This window comes from Streptomyces rhizoryzae (assembly GCF_023155275.1).
Taxonomy (GTDB): Bacteria; Actinomycetota; Actinomycetes; order Streptomycetales; family Streptomycetaceae; genus Streptomyces; species Streptomyces rhizoryzae.
In genome coordinates, this window is sequence record NZ_JALMUV010000009.1 from 154,869 (window position 1) to 178,175 (window position 23,307).

Annotated in this window: 20 protein-coding genes; 12 read left to right on the forward strand and 8 right to left on the reverse strand. The window is 74.5% G+C overall.

All coding sequences use genetic code 11. The features are described from left to right. Positions 1-59: 59 nt before the first annotated feature. The 3 genes from cobT to MUU72_RS10715 form a co-directional block, all read right to left on the reverse strand. Entirely contained in the window at positions 60-1,106 is a 1,047-nt protein-coding gene (gene cobT, locus MUU72_RS10705) for a nicotinate-nucleotide--dimethylbenzimidazole phosphoribosyltransferase (protein WP_248012943.1), read from the reverse strand. A gap of 68 nt (positions 1,107-1,174) precedes the next feature. After that, positions 1,175-1,789 carry a hypothetical protein gene (locus MUU72_RS10710; protein WP_248012944.1) on the reverse strand — a complete coding sequence of 205 codons (615 nt, stop codon included), beginning with the start codon at positions 1,787-1,789 and terminating at the stop codon, positions 1,175-1,177. A gap of 62 nt (positions 1,790-1,851) precedes the next feature. Then, positions 1,852-3,081, reverse strand: a complete 1,230-nt coding sequence (locus MUU72_RS10715; RefSeq protein ID WP_248012945.1) for a bifunctional adenosylcobinamide kinase/adenosylcobinamide-phosphate guanylyltransferase — start codon at positions 3,079-3,081, stop codon at positions 1,852-1,854. Between the two features lie 179 nt (positions 3,082-3,260). On the opposite strand from MUU72_RS10715, the gene MUU72_RS10720 reads away from it, so the two are divergent. Beyond that, the gene (locus MUU72_RS10720) at positions 3,261-3,473 is read left to right on the forward strand and encodes a hypothetical protein (protein ID WP_248012946.1); all 213 of its coding nucleotides are present in this window, start codon (positions 3,261-3,263) and stop codon (positions 3,471-3,473) included. Positions 3,474-3,569: 96 nt separating this feature from the next. Here the strand turns inward: MUU72_RS10720 and MUU72_RS10725 are convergent, their stop codons facing one another. Then, positions 3,570-4,166: a DUF3043 domain-containing protein gene (locus MUU72_RS10725; protein ID WP_248012947.1), complete on the reverse strand. Its 597-nt coding sequence runs from the start codon at positions 4,164-4,166 to the stop codon at positions 3,570-3,572. 311 nt (positions 4,167-4,477) lie between these two features. On the opposite strand from MUU72_RS10725, the gene MUU72_RS10730 reads away from it, so the two are divergent. The 6 genes from MUU72_RS10730 to MUU72_RS10755 all read left to right on the forward strand — a co-directional run bounded on the left by MUU72_RS10730 (position 4,478) and on the right by MUU72_RS10755 (position 12,522). Further along, positions 4,478-5,263, forward strand: a complete 786-nt coding sequence (locus MUU72_RS10730) for a PspA/IM30 family protein (protein ID WP_282503934.1) — start codon at positions 4,478-4,480, stop codon at positions 5,261-5,263. A 79-nt stretch (positions 5,264-5,342) separates the two neighbouring features. Next, a complete protein-coding gene (pspAA, locus tag MUU72_RS10735) occupies positions 5,343-5,621 on the forward strand; it encodes a PspA-associated protein PspAA (protein WP_248012949.1) in 279 nt (92 codons plus the stop codon). An 81-nt stretch (positions 5,622-5,702) separates the two neighbouring features. Beyond that, the gene (locus MUU72_RS10740; protein ID WP_248012950.1) at positions 5,703-6,962 is read left to right on the forward strand and encodes a sensor histidine kinase; all 1,260 of its coding nucleotides are present in this window, start codon (positions 5,703-5,705) and stop codon (positions 6,960-6,962) included. A gap of 16 nt (positions 6,963-6,978) precedes the next feature. Continuing rightward, positions 6,979-7,665, forward strand: a complete 687-nt coding sequence (locus MUU72_RS10745) for a response regulator (protein ID WP_248012951.1) — start codon at positions 6,979-6,981, stop codon at positions 7,663-7,665. 236 nt (positions 7,666-7,901) lie between these two features. Then, entirely contained in the window at positions 7,902-11,075 is a 3,174-nt protein-coding gene (locus MUU72_RS10750) for an efflux RND transporter permease subunit (RefSeq protein WP_248012952.1), read from the forward strand. A gap of 250 nt (positions 11,076-11,325) precedes the next feature. After that, a complete protein-coding gene (locus tag MUU72_RS10755) occupies positions 11,326-12,522 on the forward strand; it encodes a carboxylate-amine ligase (protein ID WP_248012953.1) in 1,197 nt (398 codons plus the stop codon). Between the two features lie 41 nt (positions 12,523-12,563). Here MUU72_RS10755 and MUU72_RS10760 read toward each other — a convergent pair whose 3' ends face one another. After that, positions 12,564-13,475: a 4Fe-4S domain-containing protein gene (locus MUU72_RS10760; protein WP_248012954.1), complete on the reverse strand. Its 912-nt coding sequence runs from the start codon at positions 13,473-13,475 to the stop codon at positions 12,564-12,566. Between the two features lie 237 nt (positions 13,476-13,712). Here MUU72_RS10760 and MUU72_RS10765 point away from each other — a divergent pair, with 237 nt between their 5' ends. Continuing rightward, on the forward strand, positions 13,713-15,176 hold the full coding sequence (locus MUU72_RS10765; protein WP_248012955.1) for a hypothetical protein: 1,464 nt from the start codon (positions 13,713-13,715) through the stop codon (positions 15,174-15,176). 83 nt (positions 15,177-15,259) lie between these two features. Here MUU72_RS10765 and nadA read toward each other — a convergent pair whose 3' ends face one another. Then, the gene (nadA, locus tag MUU72_RS10770) at positions 15,260-16,438 is read right to left on the reverse strand and encodes a quinolinate synthase NadA (protein WP_248012956.1); all 1,179 of its coding nucleotides are present in this window, start codon (positions 16,436-16,438) and stop codon (positions 15,260-15,262) included. A 337-nt stretch (positions 16,439-16,775) separates the two neighbouring features. Between nadA and erpA the strand changes: the two genes are divergently transcribed. After that, complete coding sequence (gene erpA, locus MUU72_RS10775; protein ID WP_018539634.1) at positions 16,776-17,129, forward strand: iron-sulfur cluster insertion protein ErpA; 354 nt, start codon at positions 16,776-16,778, stop codon at positions 17,127-17,129. 84 nt (positions 17,130-17,213) lie between these two features. Here the strand turns inward: erpA and MUU72_RS10780 are convergent, their stop codons facing one another. Further along, positions 17,214-18,725, reverse strand: coding sequence for a hypothetical protein (locus MUU72_RS10780; protein WP_248012957.1), 1,512 nt, complete (start codon positions 18,723-18,725; stop codon positions 17,214-17,216). A 321-nt stretch (positions 18,726-19,046) separates the two neighbouring features. Here MUU72_RS10780 and MUU72_RS10785 point away from each other — a divergent pair, with 321 nt between their 5' ends. Then, positions 19,047-20,021 (forward strand): carbohydrate kinase family protein, encoded by a 975-nt coding sequence (locus MUU72_RS10785; RefSeq protein ID WP_248012958.1) that lies wholly within the window; start codon positions 19,047-19,049, stop codon positions 20,019-20,021. A 13-nt stretch (positions 20,022-20,034) separates the two neighbouring features. Here the strand turns inward: MUU72_RS10785 and MUU72_RS10790 are convergent, their stop codons facing one another. Beyond that, positions 20,035-21,468 (reverse strand): cysteine desulfurase/sulfurtransferase TusA family protein, encoded by a 1,434-nt coding sequence (locus tag MUU72_RS10790; RefSeq protein WP_248012959.1) that lies wholly within the window; start codon positions 21,466-21,468, stop codon positions 20,035-20,037. Between the two features lie 282 nt (positions 21,469-21,750). Here MUU72_RS10790 and ctaC point away from each other — a divergent pair, with 282 nt between their 5' ends. Beyond that, positions 21,751-22,713, forward strand: coding sequence for an aa3-type cytochrome oxidase subunit II (gene ctaC / locus MUU72_RS10795; RefSeq protein WP_248012960.1), 963 nt, complete (start codon positions 21,751-21,753; stop codon positions 22,711-22,713). After that, positions 22,710-23,307: cbb3-type cytochrome c oxidase subunit I (locus tag MUU72_RS10800; RefSeq protein WP_248012961.1), on the forward strand; the 598-nt coding region annotated here is incomplete at its 3' end. The genes ctaC and MUU72_RS10800, both read left to right, overlap by 4 nt.

Below are 23,307 nucleotides of genomic sequence, written 5' to 3' on the forward strand. Positions count from 1 at the left end.
CGGGGAGCGCTTGGGGGCCGCGCGGGCGGCCGGGTGCGGGGCGGTGCGCGGGGGCCGGGTCAGTCGCGGGCCGGCAGTTCGGCCGCCAGCGCCGCGGCGGCCCGGACCAGCGGCAGGGCCAGCAGCGCCCCGGTGCCCTCGCCGGCCGTGACGCCGTGGTCGAGCAGCGGGGTGAGCGCGATCCGGTCCAGCGCCTTGGCCTGCGCCGGCTCGCCGCTGGCCTGTCCGGCCACCCACCAGTCCGGCGCCCGGAACGCGACCCGCTGGGCCACCAGCGCGCAGGCCGCGGAGACCACGCCGTCCAGGATGACCGGGGTGCGGCGCACTGCGCTCTGGAGCAGGAAGCCGGTGGCCGCGGTCAGGTCGGCGCCGCCGACGGCGGCCAGCAGCTCCAGCTGGTCGCCCAGGACCGGCCGGGCCCGGCGCAGCGCGTCCCGGATCGCCGCGCACTTGCGCATCCACGCCAAGTCGTCGATCGGCCGCCCGCCCCGGCCGGTGACCACCGAGGCGTCCGTCCCGCACAGGGCGGCGATCAGGGTGCCGGCGGCGGTGGTGCCGCCCACGCTGAGGTCGCCCAGGACGACCAGGTCGGTGCCGGCGTCCGCCTCCTCGTCGGCGAGCGCCATGCCGGTCCGGAACGCCGCCTCGGCCTCCGCGGCGGTCAGCGCGTCCTCGGTGTCGATCCGGCCCGAGCCGCGGCGGACCCGGTGCCGGGTGACCTCGGCCGGCAGCTCGGCCGGGTCGCAGTCCACCGCCATGTCCACCACGCGCACCGGCACCCCGGCCTGCCGGGCCAGCACCGCGGCCGGGCTGGACCCGTCCAGGACGGCCCGGACCAAATCCTTCGTGCCGCCGGCCGGCCGGGCCGAGACACCCAGCCCCGCCACGCCGTGGTCGCCGGCGAACAGCAGGGCCTTGGGCCGCTCGACGGGCCGCACCGGCACCCGCTGCTGGACGGCGGCCAGCCAGCCGCCCAGCTCGTCCAGCCGCCCCAGGGCCCCGGGCGGGACCTCCGTACGGGCCCGCCGCTCCTCGGCGGCACGGCGCAGATCGCTGTCGGGGCGCTCGATCAGCTGGGCGAAGTCATCGAGGTTCAGGGCGCTCATTGGGCGCAGATTACCGGCAACCGCGGGCGGGCGGGGGCGGGCCGCCGGGATGCCGCGCCGGTGCTCCGTCAGGCGCCGCCGCGGGCCGCGAACCGCACCTCGCCGACCGCCGTCCGCGCCGCCGGGCGGCGGATCCGGACCGCGGCGACGGCCGGGTGCAGCCGCGCCGCCCGGAGGGCCGTCGCGGTCCACCGGGGCAGCGCGTCCAGCACCAGCGCCCCGCCGGGGAAGCGCGCCGCGCAGACCGCCACCAGCTCCCCTATCGCGCGGGCCGGCAGCCCGGCGGGCGTCCCGGGCACCGCGACCACCACCCCGCGCTCCGCCGCGCCCGCCGCCCGCACCGCGTCCGGCCAGCCGGCGCCGGTGCCGGGGCGGGCCGCGGTGTGCCGGCGGGGGGTGTCCGGCAGCAGCATCCGGCGGGCCGCGGCGTCCGCCGGGGGCAGTACCGACAGCCAGGTCAGCCGCCCGTTGTCCAGCCGCCGAAAGCCGGTCCCCAGGCCCTCGCCGAGCACCACCACGGTGGCCTCGGGGCGGCACGCCAGATAGCCGCGGACGGCCGCCTCGGCGGCGTCACTCAGCTCACCGGGACCCCGCGGAACGGAACGCTCCGAAACGCCGCGGGGCAGTCGTACGCCGTGCAGGAAACGCGACAGATGCCCGGAATGCCGGGAAGGTGTGGTCACCTACCCAGCGGACCCCCCGCCGCGCCCGGTGGCAAGCGGACACGGTCCGCGCCGGGCCGCCGTCAGCCGCGCAGCGCAAGCGCCTGGCCCGCGACCACCAGCAGCAGCTGCTCGCACTCCGCCCCGAACGCCGCGTTCAGCCGCCCCAGTTCGTCCCGGAAGCGGCGCCCCGCCGGGGTCGCCGGGACGACGCCCGACCCGACCTCGTTGCTCACCGCCACCACCCGCCGCCGGGTCCGGCGCACCGCCGCCACCAGCGCCTCGCAGCGCTCGGCCAGCGCCCGCCGGCCGCCCGCCTCCCAGACCGCGTCGTCCCACGCCCCGGCCTCGTCCATGGCGTGCGTCAGCCACAGCGCCAGACAGTCGATCAGCAGCGGCGGCGCGCTCCCCGGCTCCGCCAGCAGCGGCACCAGATCGCAGGTCTCGGCGGTCCGCCAGCCCGCCGGGCGCCGCTCGCGGTGCAGCGCCACCCGGCGCGCCCAGTCCTCGTCGCCCTCCCGCACGCCGCCGGTGGCCACGTACACCACCTCGGGGAAGGCCAGCAGCCGCCGCTCGGCCTCCACCGACTTCCCGCTGCGCGCCCCGCCCAGCACCAGCGTCCGGCGCGGCAGGTCCGGCACCGCGTGGTACTCGCCGACCACCAGCGAGGTGCCGTCCGGCACCGTACGGGCGCCCAGCGCGGCCAGCCGGCGGTGGAGTTCGGGGCCGGGCGGCACGGTGTGGTCCAGGTGCACCGCGACCACGTCGGTCGCCGCGTCCACCGCGCCGCCCGCCCGCAGCCGGGCCAGCGCCTCGGGCCGCGCCAGCACGTCCAGCAACACCAGGTCGTACGGGCCCGGCAGTGCTCCCGCGGCGCCGTTGCCCGGCTCGTCGAGCCCGGCCGGGGCGGCGCCGGGCGGCAGGTACAGCAGCCGTTCGCCGTCACCGCCGGTGACCTCGTAACCGGTGCCGGGGACGTCCACCGCCACCGCCCGCACCCGGTGCCCGTCCAGCAGCGCCAGCTCCCGCCCGTCGGCGACCCGGCCCGGCTGCGGCAGCCCCGCCGGCACCTCCAGCGCCGGCCCGTCGTGCGGGTGCGAGAGCAGCACCTGGCGCACCCCGGCCAGCGACCGGCCGGCCCGGGCGGCCGCGAACGCCGGGCCCGGTGTCAGGTCGAGCAGCAGCGCGCCGTCCACGAGCAGGGCGGTGGCGGCCCGCGCCTCGTCGCCGACGGCGGTCGCGCAGGCGGCACACGGGCAGCCGGGGCGCGGCAGCCCCTGCGGGGCCCCGGTGCCGAGGAGAGTCAGATCCACCCGCGCCATTCTCCCGGGCCCGCCTGGCGCGAGCGCGCGGGGGCACCCCTCGACAGGGCCGTTAGGCTTCCGATCAAGCGGGGAAGCGCGGTCCGCAGGGCCCGGTCGCGGCGGGGTGTCCGGCGCGGCGGGGCGGGCCGGCCGACCCGGCGGATCCGGTGGGACTCCAGGAGGCGCACATGGCGTGGACGTGGCGGTTCGAGAAGACGGACGGTTCGGAGGCGGTGCCCACCGTCGAACCGGAGGAGTTCACGACCCAGGGGGACGCCGAGTCCTGGATCGGGGAGCAGTGGCGCAACCTCCTCGACGGCGGCGTGGACCAGGTCCGGCTGTTCGAGGACGGCACCGAGATCTACGCGGCGCCGATGAGCCTGCACGCCGACGAGGGCTGACCCGCGCCCGGCGCACGGCGCGGCGGGGACCGGTCCGACCGGTCCCCGCCGCATGGCCGTTCGCGCCGGGAGCTTTTCGGGTCGGCGCCCCGCAGGTCAGGGCCGCTGGCCGCGCTTGACCTGAGGCTTGGGCAGCCGCAGCCGGCGCATCTGGAGCGTGCGCATCACCGCGTAGGCGCGGGCGCCCTTGACGTTCTCCCTGGGGAAGCGCTCCTGGAGCCGCTTGCCGAGCCGGATCCAGATCACCACCGAGTCCAGCACGATCAGCACGATGATGATCAGCCACAGCAGCAGGGCGATGGTCTGGATCTGCGGCACCCGGACCATGGTGAGCACCAGGATCACCACGGCCACCGGGAGGAAGAACTCCGCCACGCACCAGCGGGAGTCGACGTAGTCCCGGGCGAAGCGCCGCACCGGGCCCTTGTCGCGCACCGGCAGATAGCGCTCGTCGCCGTTGGCCAGCGCCTCGCGCTGGCGCGCCATATCGGCACGGCGGGCCTCCCGCTGCGCCTTCACGGCGTCCTTGCGGTTGGCGGGCGTGTGCGCGCGGGTGCGGCGCTGCGACTGCGCCTCGCTGCGCTTGGGCGTCGGGCGGCCCTTGGGGGCCTGCGGGTCGCGGGGCTGCTGGGGCTGGGACGCGGTCACCTTGGCGGCCGCGGCCTGCTCTTCCTTCGAACGGCTTCGGAACACAACACCCAAGAGTACGTGCTCGCCGCGAATGAGCCATGGGCCGACGGGGAACGATCCGGCAACGGCGCCCGCCGTCCCGCTGCGGACGCACGGGGACGGAACGGGCGGCGCGCCGGCTCCCCGGGACCGCCCTACTCCCTGGGCGGGAGAAGCCGGCGGCCCTGATCGTCCTGGAGGAGGAGCGCATCCGGGCTCGAACGGTGCGGTAATGGAACCAGGGCCCGTACTGTGGGGTCTGTAGATGTGCTGGAGCCTAAGCCCGATGCAAGTCGGTCAGAAGGGGGCGCGCGAGGCCCATGAGCGATGGTGTCATGAAGCGGATGGGGATGATCTTCCGCGCGAAGGCCAACAAGGCCCTTGACCGGGCCGAAGACCCGCGCGAGACCCTCGACTACTCGTACCAGAAGCAGCTCGAACTGCTCCAGAAGGTCCGCCGCGGCGTCGCCGACGTGGCGACCTCCCGCAAGCGCCTGGAGCTTCAGCTCAACCAGCTCCAGGGCCAGTCCGCCAAGCTGGAGGACCAGGGCCGCAAGGCGCTGGCGCTCGGCCGCGAGGACCTGGCCCGCGAGGCGCTGACCCGGCGCAGCGCGTTGCAGCAGCAGGTCACCGACCTGGAGACGCAGCACCAGACGTTGCAGGGCGAGGAGGAGAAGCTCACCCTCGCCGCGCAGCGGCTCCAGGCCAAGGTCGACGCCTTCCGGACGAAGAAGGAGACGATCAAGGCCACGTACACCGCCGCCCAGGCGCAGACCCGGATCGGCGAGGCGTTCTCCGGCATCTCCGAGGAGATGGGCGACGTCGGCCTGGCCATCCAGCGGGCCGAGGACCGCACCGCGCAGCTCCAGGCCCGGGCCGGCGCCATCGACGAGCTGATGGCCTCCGGCGCGCTGGACGACCCGTCCGGCATGGCCAAGGACGACATCACCGCCGAGCTGGACCGGCTCTCCGGCGGCAGCGACGTCGAGCTGGAGCTCCAGCGGATGAAGGCCGAGCTGGCCGGCGGCCCGTCCGCCCAGCGGCAGGCCCTCGAGGGCGGCCAGGGCGACGCCGCCCAGCAGGCCCCGCAGCAGCAGCACCCGCGGCTCGACAAGCAGTGACGGACGGCGCGGTCCGCCCCGTACGGGCGGCCCGCCGCCCCGCCGCGACCCCGCCCGACCGGAAACAAGGGAGACCGTCGTGATCGTACGGATCATGGGGGAGGGGCAGGTGAAGCTGGACGACGCCCACTTCACCGAGCTCAACAAGCTGGACGACGAACTGCTCGCCGAGCTGGAGAGCGGTGACGAGGCCGGGTTCCGGCGCACCCTGGGGGCCCTGCTGGACGCCGTCCGCCGCCTGGGCACCCCGCTGCCGGACGACGCCCTGGAACCCTCCGAGCTGATCCTCCCGGCCCCCGATGCCGCGCTCGGCGAGGTCCGCGACATGCTCGGCGACGACGGCCTGATCCCCGGCTGACCCGGCCGGACCCCGCACACCCAGCGCACTACGGCCAGCGCCCCGGCCCGCCCCGGCGGACCGGGGCGCTACCGTTCCCCCGTGACCGCCTCAGCCCAGGACGCCTCCCGCGTCGCCCGCCTCCGCCAGTGGCACCGGACGCACCAGCTCGCGTTCGACGCGGCCCTGGCCGCCGTGGCGTTCGTGGCGATCGTGTGCGGTGCGGTGGCCGGGCCGCACGGCCACGGCGGGCAGCTGCCCCGGCTCGGCGTCCGCCAGCTGACGGCCACCACCGTGGTGCTGGCCGCCCTCGCCTCCGGTGTGCTGGTGCTGCGCAGCCGGCTGCCGCGGACGGTGCTGGCCGCCACCGGCTCGCTGACCATCGTCGAACTGGTCGCCCGGTCCGGCGACCCGCGCGCCCCGGTCGCCGGTGCCGCGGTGATCGCGCTGTTCACCGTCGCCTCCCGCACCGACCGGCCCACCACCTGGCGGATCGGCGCGCTCACCTGCGTGGGGCTGACCGCCGCCGCGATGTTCTTCGGCCACCGCCCCTGGTACGCCCAGGAGAACCTCGCGATCCTCGCCTGGACGGGGATGGCCGCGGCGGCCGGCGACGCGGTCCGCAGCCGCCGCGCCTACGTCGACGCGATCCGGGAGCGCGCCGAACGGGCCGAGCGCACCCGCGAGGAGGAGGCCCGCCGCCGGGTCGCCGAGGAGCGGCTGCGCATCGCCCGCGAGCTGCACGACGTGGTGGCCCACCACATCGCGCTGGTCAACGTCCAGGCCGGCGTCGCCTCGCACGTCATGGACAACCGCCCCGACCAGGCCAAGCAGGCGCTGGCGCACGTCCGGGAGGCGTCCCGCTCGGCGCTGGAGGAGCTGCGCGCCACGGTCGGGCTGCTGCGCCAGTCCGACGACCCGACGGCGCCCACCGAACCCGCGCCGGGCCTCGGCGTGCTGGACCAGCTGATCGAGGGGTTCGTCCGGGCCGGTCTGCCGGTCGGGGTGGAGCTGCCGCCCGGGCCGCCGCCGGCGCTGCCCGCCTCGGTGGACCTGACCGCCTACCGGGTCGTCCAGGAGGCGCTGACCAACGTCCGCAAGCACGCCGGCGACGGCGCCCGCGCCACCGTGCGCATCGCGCACACCGGCACCGCGCTGACCGTCGCCGTCCTCGACGACGGCCGCGGCGCCGCGGCGGAGGGGGCCGTGCCGGAGCGCGGCGGCGGGCATGGTCTGATCGGGATGCGCGAGCGGGTGCAGGCACTGCGCGGCACGGTCGAGACCGGCCCCCGCGCGGCGGGCGGCTTCGAGGTGCGGGTCACCCTGCCGCTGGGCGGCGCGCGCACCGGTGAGACGGGATGAGCGTGGGGGCGACGGGATGACCATCAAGGTGCTGCTGGCCGACGACCAGACGCTGCTGCGCAGCGCGTTCCGCATCCTGGTCGACTCCGAGCCGGACATGCGGGTGGTGGGGGAGGCGTCCGACGGGGCGCAGGCGTACGAACTGGCCCGGGCCGAGCGCCCCGACGTGGTCCTGATGGACATCCGGATGCCCGGCACCGACGGCCTGGCCGCCACCCGCATGATCTGCCAGGACCCGGAACTGGCCGGGGTGCGGGTGGTCATCCTGACCACCTTCGAGGTCGACGACTACGTGGTCAGGTCGCTGCGGGCGGGCGCCAGCGGCTTCCTGGGCAAGGGCGCCGAACCGGACGAGCTGCTGCACGCGATCCGGATCGCGGCCGGCGGCGAGGCGCTGCTGTCGCCCGCCGCCACCAAGGGCCTGATCGCCCGCTTCCTCGCCCAGGGCGAGGGGCCGGAGGGGGACGGTCCGGACGGCCCGGGCGCGGCGCGGCTGGCCGCGCTCACCGGCCGGGAGCGCGAGGTGCTGGTCCTGGTGGCCGGCGGGCTCTCCAACGACGAGATCGCCGGGCAGCTGGACGTCAGCCCGCTCACCGTCAAGACCCACGTCAACCGCGCGATGGCCAAGCTCGGCGCCCGCGACCGGGCCCAACTCGTCGTCGTCGCCTACGAGTCGGGACTGGTCCGCCCCCGGGCGCACTGACGCGGGGCGGCGGCCCGTACGCCCAGGGGTGCAGTGCGGGTGGAGCCCGCCGTACTGCGGACGCGGTACGGGCGGCGGCCGGAAACCGACCTGCGAGCGAGGAAAACCGGCCGGGCGGTGGCGGAAGGTGGTAGGTGGGCCGGTATCGGCCCCGCCGCCGGGCTCGCGGACGGCTCCCGCCGCCGTGCCCGCCCGCGGAACCCGCTGTTCTGAACAGAAGAGAGAGACCCCTACCCATGTCCTGGCTGTCCCGAATCAGCCTCGTACAACGGGGCCTGATAGCGCTGATGTCGATCGTCGCGATCGCTTTCGGCGCCATCGCGATACCCCAGCTCAAGCAGCAGCTGCTGCCCTCCATCGACCTGCCGATGGTGTCGGTGATCGCCCCGTACCAGGGCGCCTCGCCGGACGTCGTCGAGAAGCAGGTCGTCGAGCCGCTGGAGAACGGCATCCAGGCGGTCAACGGCATCAAGAGCGTCACCTCGACCTCCAGCGAGGGCTCCGGTGTCGTGATGGCGCAGTTCGACTACGGCAACGACGTAAAGCGCCTGGTCACCGACGTCCAGCAGGCCGTCAACCGGGCCCGGGCGAAGCTGCCCAAGGACGTGGACCCCCAGGTGGTCTCCGGCGGGACGGACGACCTGCCGACCGTGGTGCTGGCCGTCTCCTCCACCTCCAAGGACCAGCAGACCCTCGCCGATCAGCTCAACCGCAGCGTCGTCCCGGACCTGAAGAACATCGACGGCGTCGGCCAGGTCAGCGTCAGCGGCGTCCAGGACCGGATCGTCGCGGTCACCCCGGACGAGAAGAAGCTGGCCGCCGCGGGCCTGAACTCCGCCGCGCTCGGCCAGGCGCTCCAGGCCGGCGGCACCTCGGTGCCGGCCGGTGCGTTCTCCGAGGGCGGGCAGAGCCGGACCGTGCAGGTCGGCGCCGGCTTCACCTCGGTGCAGCAGATCGCGGACCTGAGGGTCACCCCGGCGGCCGGTGCGATGGGCGGCGGCCAGGGCGGCCGGCCGGTCCGGCTCGGTGACGTCGCCACGGTCAAGGAGGCCACCGCCACCCCGACCTCGATCACCCGCACCGACGGCCGGCCCAGCCTCTCGGTCACCGTGACGATGAACCAGGACGGCAGCGCGGTCGCCATCTCCGACGCGGTCAAGGGCAAGCTGGACGCCATCCGCAAGGACCTCGGCCCGGGCGCGCGCGTCACCATCGCCTCCGACCAGGGCCCGCAGGTCTCCAAGTCCATCGAGTCGCTGACCACCGAGGGCCTGCTGGGCCTGGTCATGGCGGTCGTGGTGATCCTGGTGTTCCTGCTGAGCCTGCGCTCGACGCTGGTCACCGCGGTGTCCATCCCGCTGTCGGTGGTCATCACGCTGATCGTCCTGTGGACCGGCGACCTCTCCCTGAACATGCTCACCCTGGGCGGTCTGACCATCGCGATCGGCCGGGTCGTCGACGACTCGATCGTCGTCCTGGAGAACATCAAGCGGCACCTGGGCTACGGCGAGGAGCGCCGCACGGCCATCCTCACGGCCGTCAAGGAGGTCTCCGGCGCGATCACCTCCTCCACCCTGACCACCGTCGCGGTCTTCCTCCCGATCGGTGTGGTCGGCGGGATGGTCGGCGCCCTCTTCGGCTCCTTCTCCATCACCGTCACCGTCGCCCTGCTCTCCTCGCTGCTGGTCTCGCTGACCGTGGTGCCGGTCCTGTCGTACTGGTTCCTGCGCGCCCCCGAGCTCCCCGAGGGCACCGACCCCGAGGAGCTGCGCCGGGCGGCCGAGGAGAAGGAGACCCGCAGCGCGCTCCAGCGGCTCTACGTGCCGGTGCTGCGGTTCGCCACCCGCCGCCGCGCGGTCAGCCTGCTGATCGCGGTGGTGATCCTGGCGGGCACCTTCGGCATGGGCCCGCTGCTGAAGACCAACTTCTTCGACCAGGGCAAGCAGGACACCCTCAGCATCAAGCAGGAGCTGAAGCCGGGCACCAGCCTCGGCGCGGCGGACGCGCAGGCCAAGCGGGTCGAGCGGGTGCTCGCGGCCGACAAGGACGTCGCGGACTACCAGGTCACCGTCGGCTCCGCCGGCATCATGGCGGCCTTCGGCGGCGGCTCCGGCGCCAACCAGGCCAGCTACCAGGTCAAGCTGACGGGCTCCGCGGACTCCGCGCAGGCCACCGAGCGCCTGCGGTCCCGGCTGGCCGGGCTCGGTCCGGCCGCCGGCGAGACCACCGTCGCCGCGGGCGGCGGCGGCTTCGGCAACCAGAACCTCAGCGTGGTCGTCAAGGCCGGCGACGCGGGCGTCCTCCAGCGCGCCGCCGAGCAGGTGCGCAAGGCCGTCGCGGGCCTGGACCACGTCACCGACGTGCAGAGCGACCTGGCGCAGAGCGTGCCGCGGATCTCCGTGACGCCCAACGAGAAGGCCGCCGCGGCCGGTTACACCCAGGCCACGCTCGGCGCGGCCGTCGCCCAGGCGGTCAGCGGCACCCCCAGCGGCAAGGCCGTCCTGGACGACACCGAGCGCGACGTGGTGATCAAGTCGGCCCACCCGGCCACCACCGCGGCGCAGTTGACGGATCTGCCGCTGCCGACCCCGTCCGGGACGGCCCGGCTCGGCGACCTGGCCACCGTCAAGACGGTGCCCGGCCCGGTGCGGATGACCCGGATCGACGGCGCCCGCTCGGCGACCGTCACCGCCAAGCCCACCGGCGACAACACCGGCGCCGTCTCCGCCGACCTCCAGCGCACGATCACGTCGCTGAAGCTGCCGGCCGGCGCCACCGCCACCATCGGCGGTGTCTCGCAGGACCAGACCGACGCGTTCTCCTCGCTCGGCCTGGCGATGCTGGCGGCCATCGCGATCGTCTTCCTGCTCCTGGTGGGCACCTTCCGGTCGATCGTCCAGCCGCTGATCCTGCTGATCTCCATCCCGTTCGCGGCGACCGGCGCGATCGGCCTGCTGGTCGCCACCGGCACCCCGATGGGCGTCCCGGCCATGATCGGCATGCTGATGCTGATCGGCATCGTGGTCACCAACGCCATCGTCCTGATCGACCTGATCAACCAGTACCGGGCCCAGGGCTACGGCGTCGTCGAGGCGGTCGTCGAGGGCGGCCGGCACCGGCTCCGCCCGATCCTGATGACCGCGCTGGCCACGATCATGGCGCTGCTGCCGATGGCCCTGTCGCTCAGCGGCGACGGCGGCTTCATCTCCCAGCCGCTGGCCGTGGTCGTGATCGGCGGTCTGATCACCTCCACCCTGCTCACCCTCCTCCTCGTCCCGACGCTCTACGCGATCATCGAGCTCCGCAAGGAGCGCCGGGCGGCGAAGAAGGCGGCGAAGCGGGCCGGGAAGGGCGGCGGCCCGGCGGCCCCCGCGGACGCCGGCCGCACCCCGGAGCCGGCCGGGGTCTGACCCCGGCGTCCGGCGCACGGACGGTACCGACGAGCCCCCGTGGCCGCGACCGGCGGCCGCGGGGGCTCGCGCGCGGGCGCCGGTCGCGGGCACCGCGGCGAGGTGGCCGGAAGCCGCCGCCCCCGGCCCCCGGTGGGCGCCGCGTACCCCCACGGCCGCACCGGCCCCCTTATCATCGGGCTCCCCGTATCGATGAGTTGTCCGCCCAGACCGCTGAGTTGTCCGACCAGGCCGGAAGGGTTGCCGCATCGTGACGTTGGAACCGGAAGGCCGAAGACTTACCGGCCCCCGCACGGAAGCAGAGCGCGGCCGCCCGCTGTCCGGGGACCCGCCGACGTTCGGTGTCGAGGAGGAGTTCTTCCTCGCCGACCGCGGGACGCGCGCCACGGTGGCCCGCGCGCCGGAGGTCCTCAAACGCGCCCGGGCGCACCTCGGCGAGCAGGTCGGCGCCGAACTCTTCACCACGACGGTCGAGACCCGCACCCCGCCCGTCAGCACGCTGGAGGAGCTGCGCCGCCACCTCGGGGAGCTGCGCGCCGGGCTGGTCGCGGCCGCCGCCGAGGCCGACTGCCGGGTGGTGGCCTCCGGCACGCCGGTCATCCCGTTCGCCGGGGCGCCGGAGATCGCCGACGTGCCGCGCTACCACGCGATGGCCGACCGGTACGCCCCGCTGGTCACCGGCGACCGGAACACCGGCGTCTGTGCATGTCATGTCCATGTCTTCGTGCCGGACCGCGAGGAGGCCGTCCAGCTCTGCAACCACCTGCGCCCCTGGCTGCCGGTCCTCCAGGCGCTCGCCGCCAACTCGCCCTTCCAGGACGGCCGGGACAGCGGCTTCGCCGGCTGGCGGGCGCTCCATTTCGGACGATGGCCGCACGTGGGCCCGACCCCGCCGTTCCGGGACGCGGCGGCCTACGCCGGCCTGGTCGACACCCTCGTCGCCTCCGGCATGCTGATGGACCGGAAGCTCGTCTACTGGTACGCCCGCCCCTCGGAGCGCTGGCCCACCCTGGAGATCCGGGTCCCCGACGTCAACGCCGACCTGGACACCGTGCTGTTCCTGGCCAGCCTGACCCGCGCCCTGGCCGGGGTCCTGCTGACCGACATCCGCAAGGGCGCGCCGGCCCCGGAGATCGGCGATCCGGTGCTGCGCGCCGCCCACTGGCGGGCCGCCCGCGACGGGCTGCGGGGCTCCGGACTGGACCCGGTCACCGGCCGGCTGCGGCCCGCCCAGGAACTGGCCGTACGGCTCCTGGACCGGGCCGCCCCGGCCCTCGCGGAGACCGGCGAACTGCCCTTCGTGCAGCGGGTCTGGGACCGGCTGCGGCGCGACGGCGGCGGAGCGGAGCGGCAGCGCGCCGCGTACCGGCGGCGCGGCCGGCTCCGCGACGTGGTCGACCTGCTGGCCGCCGAGCTGGAGGCGGGCACCGCCGCGGCCCTGCTGTGACGGGGGCCGGTGACGGCCTCACCCGGGCCCGCCGCCGGTCCTCACCACCGCACCGCGGTGAAGTCCACCGGCCGCGGCCGCAGGGCCGCCGTACGGGCCGCCAACTCCCGCATCCGGCGCGCCATTTCGGGCACCGGCCGGTGCATCCGGTCGCCGTGCCCGGGCAGCACCCACGCGAACCGCAGCCGGTCCGCGGTCCGGGCCAGCGACGCCGCCAGCTCGGTGATGGAGTACCACGTGACGCTGTCCGCCACCGCCAGATCGCCGTCCGCCCGCGACCAGTAGAAGCTGTCGCCGCTGAAGCAGTAGGTGTCGTCGGCGACGTAGAGCACGCTGCCCCGGGTGTGGCCGGGCAGCGGATGGGCGACCACCCCGGCCGCGATCTCCTCGGGCGCGGTGCCGCGCAGCACCCGGTCGGCGTCCGGCGCCGCGTCCAGGTCGCCCTCGTGGATCCACAGCCGGGCCCCGAACCGGTCGGCGTACCGGCGGCCGTGCGCGGCGTGGTCCCGGTGGGTCAGCAGCACGTCGGTCACCGGCCCGGCCGCCTCGAAGCGGGTGGCCAGCTCCTCGCCGTACCGCGGGGTGTCGATCATCATCCGGGTCCCGTCCGGGCGCCGCAGCAGATACGCGTTGGCCCCCGCGTTCTGCCGGGAGTTGTGCCCGCACAGGGCGACCGTGCCGTCCAGCGCCAGCGGGAACGGGTCCCCCTGCGCGTCCAGCTTGCCGCCGGCCGGCCGCACCGAACGCGTCGGGCAGGCGAACGCCGCCGCCCGCACCGCCGCTTCCTCCGCCGCCCCGCGCGGCTGCCGGACCACCTCCGACCGGCCGCCGACCTCCGCGATCAGCCCCGGCGCGAGCTGCCGCGCGACATCGCAGTTGGTGCACCTGTCGTCCACGTACCAGCCGCCGTCCGCCGCCGCGGGCGCCGACCGGTCCTGCGCTGCGCTGTTCACGGTCCCTGAGCCTCCTCGACCCCGGCGTAGCGCCGGGTCCGTCCGTTTCCGCTTCCCTGCATCCCCCGCTCACGAGGTTCCCGCGCCGGCCCGCGAAAGAGGAAGAGGCGCCGGGTCTTGTTTCTCCTGGTCACTGGCTCTCTCACGGGGCAGTGGGGGAGGGGTGCCGGGTATCCGGCAAGGGGCGATTGCCTCGCCTCGTACAACCGTTCGGGCCGCCGCGCGGTCTGGACTTCCATGAACGGATTACGAGCGAGTGTGCGGCGGCCCCGGCCGGGACCGAAGGCCGCCGCCCTGTGGGGCGTTCTGGTGCTGGGGGCCGTCGCCTGCGGCGCGCCGCCCGCCACGGCCGAGGCGAAGCCGGCCCCCGTGCCGGTGCGGCAGGTCTCCGGGACGGCACCCCGCCCCGCGGCCACCCAGCCCTCGGCGGCCCGGTCCTCGGGGCCGGGCCTGGAGATCACCCACGCCCTGCGCACCTACTACCTCCCGCGGCCCACCGGCTCCGGCCCGGCGGACCACCCCACCGAGTACCAGTTCTTCCTCCAGGCGACGGGGGCGGCGCCCGGCAAGGACCCGGCCGTCGTCAAGGACGTCAAGGTCGCCTTCGACCTCTCGGCCTTCCGCGGCAAGGCGAAGGTCGGCTGGGTGAACAAGCCGTGGGGATGCGCCCGGTCCGGCGACCGGCTCACCTGCTCCATCGGCGACGTCGAGCTGGGCGCGGGCTTCACGCCGTTCCAGGTGGACGCGCTGCCGGACGCGCCGAAGGGGCCCGCCGGCCCCATGGAGATCACCGTGACCAGCGCGAACGCCCCCACCGTCCGGCGCACCGCCGCCGTCGTCATCGGCGCCCCCCGGCTCACCGCGCGCCAGGACAAACCGCTGACCGGCGTGCCGCAGGGCTCCGAGGTGCGGCTGACCCCGGCCTTCGGCAACCAGGGGGACACCGACGTCGACGACGACGTCCTCGTCAAGATCGTGGCGACCGACGCCACGCTGCGCCCGGAGTACCGCAACTGCCGCTACGACAAGCCGGTGGCGCCCACCCGGGCGGAGTGCACCTTCCCCGGACCGCTCCGGGCCGGCACGGCGTACGAGACCGCCGGGCCGCTGACGGGGGTGGTCGGCGCGGACGCGATGCACGGCGACCTCACCTACACGGTGTACCGGGCCCACGACCGGTGGGACGAGGGCTTCTCCGACGCGCACATCCTGCCGCCCTCGGCCGTGCGGGGCACCGGTGCGGCGCTGGGCCTGCGCCCGGTGGACGGCAGCGGTGACGACTTCCGGACGTCCGGCAACTGGAACGCCGAGCTGGCGAGCGGCAAAGTGGCCTTCGACACCGACCGGATCAACGACGTCCAGGCCGTCCCGTTCACCATCAAGGGCGCGGTCGGCGCGCAGGTCGAGGTCACCGTGCCGTGGCCGCGCAACTACGGGGAGGGCGACGTCCGGGTGGTGCTCCCCGAGGGCGTGCGCGCGGTGCGGGTGGATCCGCAGGACCGCCCCAGCGAGATGACCTTCTGCGAGCCCGCCGACGGGGGCGCCCGCTGCCCCTGGGGCCAGTACGGCACGACCCTGACGGTCCGCATCGACAAGCGGGTCGACGGCGCCCGGGGCACGGTCTTCGCACCGTCCGACCCCCGGACCGACCCCGACCAGGAGAACAACTCCGCGCCGGTGACGGTCGAGTACACCGGCTGACCGGCCGGCGGCCCCGGACAGCGGGCGGGGCGGCCCCGCAGGACCGCCCCGCCCGCCGTACCGCGCCCGGCGGCCCGGCGCCGCTACGGCAGCGCCAGCATCCGCTCCAGCGCCAGCTTGGCGAAGTGCTCGGTCTCCTTGTCGACCTGGATGCGGTTGACGACCTTGCCGTCGGCCAGCGACTCCAGCGCCCACACCAGGTGCGGCAGGTCGATGCGGTTCATGGTCGAGCAGAAGCAGACCGTCTTGTCGAGGAAGACGATCTCCTTGCCCTCGGGCGCGAAGCGGTTGGCCAGGCGGCGGACGAGGTTCAGCTCGGTGCCGATGGCCCACTTGGAGCCGGCCGGCGCGGCCTCCAGGGCCTTGATGATGTACTCCGTCGAGCCAACCTGGTCCGCCGCCGCCACGACCTCGTGCTTGCACTCGGGGTGGACGAGCACGTTGACGCCGGGGATGCGGGCGCGGACGTCGTTGACCGAGTCGAGCGAGAACCGGCCGTGCACCGAGCAGTGGCCGCGCCACAGGATCATCTTCGCCGCCCGCAGCTCCTCGGCGGTCAGGCCGCCGCCCGGCTTGTGCGGGTTGTAGACCACGCAGTCGTCCAGCGACATGCCCAGGTCCCGGACGGCGGTGTTCCGGCCCAGGTGCTGGTCGGGCAGGAACAGCACCTTCTCGCCCTGCTCGAACGCCCAGTCCAGCGCCCGCTCGGCGTTGGAGGAGGTGCAGATCGTGCCGCCGTGCCGGCCGGTGAACGCCTTGATGTCCGCCGAGGAGTTCATGTACGAGACCGGGACGACCTGCTCGGCGACGCCGGCCTCGGTGAGCACGTCCCAGCACTCGGCGACCTGCTCGGCGGTGGCCATGTCGGCCATCGAGCAGCCCGCGGCGAGGTCCGGCAGGATCACCTGCTGGCCGTCGCCGGTGAGGATGTCGGCCGACTCGGCCATGAAGTGCACACCGCAGAAGACGATGTACTCGGCGTCCGGCCGGGCCGCGGCGTCCCGCGCGAGCTTGAACGAGTCGCCGGTGACGTCCGCGAACTCGATGACCTCGTCGCGCTGGTAGTGGTGCCCGAGGACGAAGACCTTCTCGCCCAGCCTGGCCTTGGCGGCGCGGGCGCGCGCCACCAGGTCCGGGTCGGAGGGCGCCGGCAGGTCACCGGGGCACTCCACGCCGCGCTCGCTCCTCGGGTCGGCCTCGCGGCCGAGGAGCAGCAGCGCCAGCGGGGTCGGCTGGACGTCCAGGGGCTGGGCGGTGGTCACGACACGCACCCTCTCTTCTCTGCGGAAAGTCCTTGCGGACGGTCTCTGCGGGACGGCGGGATGCGCGGCGGCACCGCCTTTTCGTCTATTTGACGCTATCTATCATAGCCGCTTCACGTCACTTTGACGATGGCCATAGTGTCGATGTGACGCACCAGCCGCCGGGCCCGGCCGCCCCTCGTCCGGCCGGTCGGCCCGAGGTGTCCCGCGGCCGGTGTGCGAGCATGAAGGGAAGAGAAGGACAGATCACGCGCAGCCGGAATTAATCCGGGACGCCGGCGGTTGCAGCTGTTCGCAACCAAAGGCAAGCGGTCCGTACAACCCGGGAGAGATGTAGATGAGCGTTCAGGACGAGACCACCGTCACCGACGGCATCATCCTGTCCGACGCGGCCGCGTCGAAGGTTAAGAGCCTGCTGGAGCAGGAGGGCCGGGACGACCTCGCGCTGCGGGTGGCGGTCCAGCCCGGCGGCTGCTCGGGCCTGCGCTACCAGCTCTTCTTCGACGAGCGCTCGCTCGACGGCGATGTCGTCAAGGAGTTCGACGGTGTCAAGGTCGTCACCGACCGGATGAGCGCTCCCTACCTGGGCGGCGCCTCCATCGACTTCGTCGACACCATCGAGAAGCAGGGCTTCACGATCGACAACCCGAACGCCACGGGCTCCTGCGCCTGCGGCGACTCCTTCAGCTGACCGGGCCCCGGCCCACGGCGCACGGCGTACGGAGGCGGCGCCCCCTCATCGGGGGGCGCCGCCTCCGCCGTACGCGCCCGCGGGTCACCGCAGCGGCACCGCCGCGCCGGACGAGGCGTCCACGACCTTCCGCCCGTCCAGCGGCCGGGCCAGCGGCACCGTCTTGGTGAAGTCCTTGGCGATCTTCACGCAGATCTGGCCCGGGTGCTTCTCCTTGCCGGTGACCGCCACCCGCACCGCCCCGGCCGACTCCTGGGCGCTGACCTCGTACGTGCTGCACACCCCGCCCCAGAAGTGGACGGTCAGCGTCCGGCCGTCGCCGGCCACCGTGTAGCCGGACAGCGCCATCGCGGTCGTGCCCGGCTCCGACGGCCGCGGCCCGGCCGGCCCGCTGCCCCGCAGGTACCGCGGGTCCACCGCCGTCCCGGCCACCACCGAGGTGTTCCCGGGCGCGTTCCCGGCCCCCGGCGCCCGCACCGTGTAGAGCCACGACGGCACCAGCACCTGCCCGCCGTTCGCGTACCGGACGGCCAGGCCGAAGACCGCGCCGGTCACCTCGTCCGCCGGCCGGTGCCCGTTCGGCGCCGGCTCGCACGGCGCGATCCCGCCGCCGGGGTGCGCGGTCTTGTCGTCCTTGTGCGTGAAGGTCGGCACCGAGGGGCAGCCGGCCGGCGGCCGGACCCGGCCCTTCGCGTTCAGGTCCGCCAAGGTCGCCCGGGCGTCCCGGACCGGGTACTCCGCCCCCTTCGCCGGGGTCGCCAACTCCCCGCTGCCGCCCACCACTTGCCCGTCCGCCCCGACCTGGAGCCGGCTCTGCCAGCCGTACGTGGGCAGCCCGCCGATCACCGGGTCGGCGGTCACCACCCGCACCGCGCCGTACGCCTGGTGCGCGTCCAGCCGGGCGCCCGGCTGCCCGAGCGCCGCCAGCACCGGGGCGGCCGCCTGCCGGGCCCGGGCCTCGGACAGCGGCCCGCTGCCGCCGTCCCCGCCCGCACCGCCCGGTCCGTCCGTCCCGCCGCGGTACGAGGGGCAGCCCGGCCGCTCCTCCGCCAGCGGGCACTTGGTGCCGCCCCCGCCGCCGTACCGGCTGAACGTCCAGTTGCCCGCCCCGGACTTCCCGACCCGCAGCGTCGCACCCCGGCCGTCCGGGCCCGGCCCGCCGACCGTCCACCAGGCGCCGTCCGGGCGCACCGTTCCGGCCACATCGAGCGCCTTCGCCAGCCGTTCCACGGCCGGCCGCCCGACCTCGCCCGCGGGCCGGTACACGGGAGCGGTCCGCGGCCCCCGCGGGAGCGTGCCCACGACCGTGTAGTGGCCGCCCTGCGGCGCCGGTTCGCCGACCGCGATCGACGCGGAGTCCAGCACCAGCGGCGGCGGTCCGTCCGCGGCCGCGCCCGCCGCCCCGGTGCCGCCGCCCGACGCGGACGCGGCCCAGTACGCCGCGCCGCCGCCGGCCAGCAGCACCGCGGCCGCCACCGACGCCGCCACCAGGGGAGTGCGCCGTCCGCGCCGGTCCGGGCCGGAGTCCCCGGGGGGCGTGGTGCCGCTCGGGCCGGCCGGGGTGTCCTGGGTATCCGGGGTGTCCTCGGTGCTCACCGCTTCGCTCCTTCTGGCTCCGCCGGTCATCTGACGTGCCACCCGCCGGGGGTGGTCGCCGATGGGACGGGGCGGGGGCGCGTACGGTTCCCCGCGCGCCCGCCGTCCCGCCGTGTCCCGCCGTCCCGCACCGCCTGTGACGGCCCTCACAGCCCGGCCCGTGCCGGGACGTGCGGCTGCCCGCAACCCGAGGAGAATGCCCTGTTAAGGAGTGTTTTTCCGCTGTCCGACTGTCCGGGAATGAGCGGATGGCGGCGCTCCCGCCCGGTAGCGTTGCCCTCCGTCCGCCAACCCCACGCCCTCCGCAGGAGCAGACCCGTCGTGCGTATCGCAGTCACCGGCTCCATCGCCACCGACCACCTGATGACCTTCCCCGGCCGCTTCGCCGACCAGCTGGTCGCCGACCAGCTGCATACGGTCTCCCTCTCCTTCCTGGTCGACCAGCTCGACGTCCGCCGCGGCGGGGTCGCCCCCAACATCTGCTTCGGCATGGGCCAGCTCGGCATCCGGCCGATCCTGGTCGGCGCCGCCGGCAACGACTTCGAGGAGTACCGCGCCTGGCTCGACCGGCACGGTGTCGACACCCGCTCGGTGCGCATCTCCGAGGTCCTGCACACCGCCCGCTTCGTCTGCACCACCGACGCCGACCACAACCAGATCGGCTCCTTCTACACCGGCGCCATGAGCGAGGCCCGGCTGATCGAGCTGCACACCGTCGCCGAGCGCGTCGGCGGCCTGGACCTGGTCCTGATCGGCGCCGACGACCCCGAGGCGATGATCCGGCACACCGAGGAGTGCCGCACCCGCGGGATCCCGTTCGCCGCCGACTTCTCCCAGCAGATCGCCCGGATGGACGGCGAGAACATCCGCACCCTCATGGAGGGCGCCACCTACCTCTTCTCCAACGAGTACGAGAAGGGCCTGATCGAGTCCAAGACCGGCTGGACCTCCGAGGAGATCCTCACCAAGGTCGGCACCCGCGTCACCACCCTCGGCTCCAACGGCGTCCGCATCGAGCGCACCGGCGAGCCCGACATCGAGGTCGGCGTCCCCGAGGAGAAGACCAAGGCCGACCCGACCGGCGTCGGCGACGCCTTCCGCGCCGGCTTCCTCGCCGGCCTGGCCTGGGGCGTCGGCCTGGAGCGCGCCGCCCAGGTCGGCTGCATGCTGGCCACCCTGGTCATCGAGACCGTCGGCACCCAGGAGTACGAGCTGCACCGCAGCCACTTCATGGACCGCTTCACCAAGGCGTACGGCCACGACGCCGCCGCCGAGGTCCGCGGCCACCTGGCCTGAACGCCGCCGGCCCTCAGACGCGGCGCCGCACCACGTACGCGGCGCCGCGTTCGGCCGGCTCCTCGCCCACGTACTCCTGCGCGCGCATCGCGCACCACGCCGGGATGTCCTGCCGGGCCGCCGCGTCGTCGGAGAGCACCGTCACCGTGCCGCCGACCGGCACCTCGCCGATCACCTTCGCCAGCTCGATCACCGGAACGGGGCAGCGCCGCCCGAGCGCGTCCACCACCACCCCGGCCGCCGCCTGCGGACCCGCCGCCTGTGGACCCGCCAGGTCCGCCCCGGCCGCCCCGCGCGCCGGCTCACCCGCCGGGACCCCGAACCGCTCCCGCACCGACCGCACCGCCTCCGGCAGCACCGCCAGGAAGCGCGCCACGTCCTCCTCCGCGGTCCCGTACGGCAGCGAGATCCGGACGTTCCCCTCCGACAGCACGCCCATCGCGCGCAGCACATGGCTCGGCGTCAGCGTGCTGGACGTACACGACGAACCGGACGAGACGGAGAAACCGGCCCGGTCCAGCTCGTGCAGCAGCGCCTCCCCGTCGACATAGAGACAGGAGAAGGTGACGAGATGCGGCAGCCGCCGCACCGGATCGCCGACCACCTCCACGTCCGGCACCAGCTCCGGCACCCGGGCCCGGATCCGCTCCACCAGGCCCCGCAGCCGCGCCGCTTCGTCCGGCCCGCTCTCCGCGGCGGCCCGCAGCGCCCGCAGCGAGGCCGCCGCGGCCACCACCGCCGGGAGGTTCCCGAAACCGGGGCTGCGCCCCGACTCCCGCTCGTCCGACGGCCCCTGGGGCGCGAACCGGGTCCCTTTGCGCACCACCAGCAGCCCCACCCCGGGCGGCCCGCCCCACTTGTGCGCGCTCGCGGTCAGCACCGACCAGTCGCCGGCCACCGGCCCCCACGGCACCGACTGCGCCGCGTCCACCAGCAGCGGCACCCCGGCCCCGCGGCAGTGCGCGGCCACCTCCGCCACCGGCTGCTCGGTACCCACCTCGTGGTTGGCGGACTGAAGGCACACCAGCGCGGTGTCCCCGCCGAGCGCCCCGGCCACCGCACCGGCCGCCACCCGGCCGGTCCGGTCCACCGGCACCTCGGTCACCGTCCCGCCGGCCGCCGCGTGCGCCTCGGCGGCGTGCAGCACCGCGGAGTGCTCGACGGCGGAGTGCACCAGATGCCGCCCGGCCCGCCGGCGCGCCGCCAGCACCCCGGCCATGCCCGCGTGCACCGCATGCGTCCCCGAAGGAGTGAACGTCAGCTCGTCGGGGCGGCACCCCACCGCGCCGGCCGCCGCCTCCCGCGCCGCGTCCAGCAGCATCCGGGCCCGCCGCCCCTCGCGGTACAGGCGGGCCGGGTCGGCCCACCCCTCGTCGAGCGCGGCGAGCAGGGCCTCCCGGGCGACGGGATGCAGCGGTGCGGTGGAAGCGGCGTCGAAGTAGGGCACGTACGAGAAGGTAGAGCACCGGCCGCGAGCCCGCCGGGCGGGCCGTCAGATGCCCGCCCGAGCCCGGGGTTCGGGCCCCGGAACGGCCGCCTCCGTTGGCCCCGGCCACCCCATCGGGGTGCCTCGCGGCGCGTTGGGCACCCTCCCCGCGCGACCCCAAATAGCGTCCAGTAGGGTTTGGTCCGCATAAACATCCAAACCCCTGCCCGACGCAGGGCGGCGACCGACCAGCGAGTAAGGCCGCAGCCGACCGCTCGGGCGAGACTCTCGGGAAGGCGCTACGTGAGTCCCAACGGCTCCGACCGCTCGTCGCGGCGCCCGATGCGGCGGAAGCTGCCGCAGGTGCTTGCTGCGGGCCTGGTCCTGGCGACCGCGACTGGTTGCACATACAAGGACTTCCCCCGCCTCGGCATGCCAACGCCCGTCACCGACGAGGCGCCGAAGATCCTCTCTCTGTGGCAGGGCTCCTGGGCCGCCGCCCTCGCAACGGGTGTGCTGGTGTGGGGCCTGATCATCTGGAGCGTGATCTTCCACCGCCGTAGCCGGACGAAGGTGGAGGTACCCGCCCAGACGCGGTACAACATGCCCATCGAGGCGCTGTACACCATTGTCCCGTTCATCATCATCGCGGTGCTCTTCTACTTCACCGCGCGTGATGAGAGCGCGCTCCTCAAGACCTCCAAGAAGCCGGACCACGTCATCAACGTCGTGGGCTTCCAGTGGAGCTGGGCGTTCAACTACCTGGAGAACGTGGACGGCGACAAGGCGACCACGAACATCAACTCTCCGGAACTCGCCGCTGTTCCGGACAAGTGGAAGAAGTCCGCGCCCCAGGGCGCGGAGGGCGTCTACGACTTCGGCACGCCGGCCACGCGCAACCCGCAGACCGGCAACCCCGGCCCCACGCTGTGGCTGCCGAAGGGCGAGACCGTCCAGTTCGTGCTGACCTCGCGTGACGTCATCCACTCGTTCTGGGTGGTGCCGTTCCTGATGAAGCAGGACGTCATCCCGGGCCACACCAACGTCTTCGAGGTGACCCCCAACAAGGAGGGCACCTTCATGGGCAAGTGCGCCGAGCTCTGCGGCGTCGACCACTCCCGGATGCTCTTCAACGTCAAGGTCGTTTCTCCTGCCAAGTACCGGCAGCACCTGAAGGACCTGGCGGCGAAGGGTCAGACCGGATACCTGCCGGCGGGTATCAAGCAGACTGACCACGCCAGGAATGCGGAGACCAAGAACCAGTGAGCATCCTCAACGAACCTCAGGGTGCCGCCGCCGAAACGGCTCCGGCAGCACCGCCCGCACGCAAGAAGCAACCCGGTATCGCTGCCGTCAAGTGGCTCACCACCACTGACCACAAGACCATCGGCACGATGTACCTGGTCACGTCGTTCGCGTTCTTCTGCATCGGCGGCCTGATGGCGCTCCTCATGCGCGCCGAGCTGGCCCGCCCGGGTACGCAGATCATGTCGAACGAGCAGTTCAACCAGGCGTTCACGATGCACGGCACGATCATGCTGCTGATGTTCGCGACGCCGCTGTTCGCCGGGTTCGCGAACTGGATCATGCCGTTGCAGATCGGCGCGCCGGACGTGGCGTTCCCGCGGCTGAACATGTTCGCCTACTGGCTCTACCTCTTCGGCTCGCTGATCGCGGTCGCCGGCTTCCTCACCCCGCAGGGCGCCGCCGACTTCGGCTGGTTCGCCTACTCCCCGCTGTCGGACGCGGTGCGTTCGCCGGGTGTCGGCGCCGACATGTGGATCATGGGTCTGGCCTTCTCCGGCTTCGGCACGATCCTCGGTTCGGTCAACTTCATCACCACCATCATCTGCATGCGCG

What these genes read in the sequence shown, in the direction of transcription:
- erpA (WP_018539634.1), top strand. Translation starts at nt 16,776, where the DNA reads ATGAGCGTTCAGGACGAGACCACCGTCACCGACGGCATCATCCTGTCC.
- MUU72_RS10745 (WP_248012951.1), top strand. Translation starts at nt 6,979, where the DNA reads ATGACCATCAAGGTGCTGCTGGCCGACGACCAGACGCTGCTGCGCAGC.
- MUU72_RS10720 (WP_248012946.1), top strand. Translation starts at nt 3,261, where the DNA reads ATGGCGTGGACGTGGCGGTTCGAGAAGACGGACGGTTCGGAGGCGGTG.
- cobT (WP_248012943.1), bottom strand. Translation starts at nt 1,106, where the DNA reads ATGAGCGCCCTGAACCTCGATGACTTCGCCCAGCTGATCGAGCGCCCC.
- MUU72_RS10765 (WP_248012955.1), top strand. Translation starts at nt 13,713, where the DNA reads ATGAACGGATTACGAGCGAGTGTGCGGCGGCCCCGGCCGGGACCGAAG.
- MUU72_RS10730 (WP_282503934.1), top strand. Translation starts at nt 4,478, where the DNA reads ATGAAGCGGATGGGGATGATCTTCCGCGCGAAGGCCAACAAGGCCCTT.
- MUU72_RS10750 (WP_248012952.1), top strand. Translation starts at nt 7,902, where the DNA reads ATGTCCTGGCTGTCCCGAATCAGCCTCGTACAACGGGGCCTGATAGCG.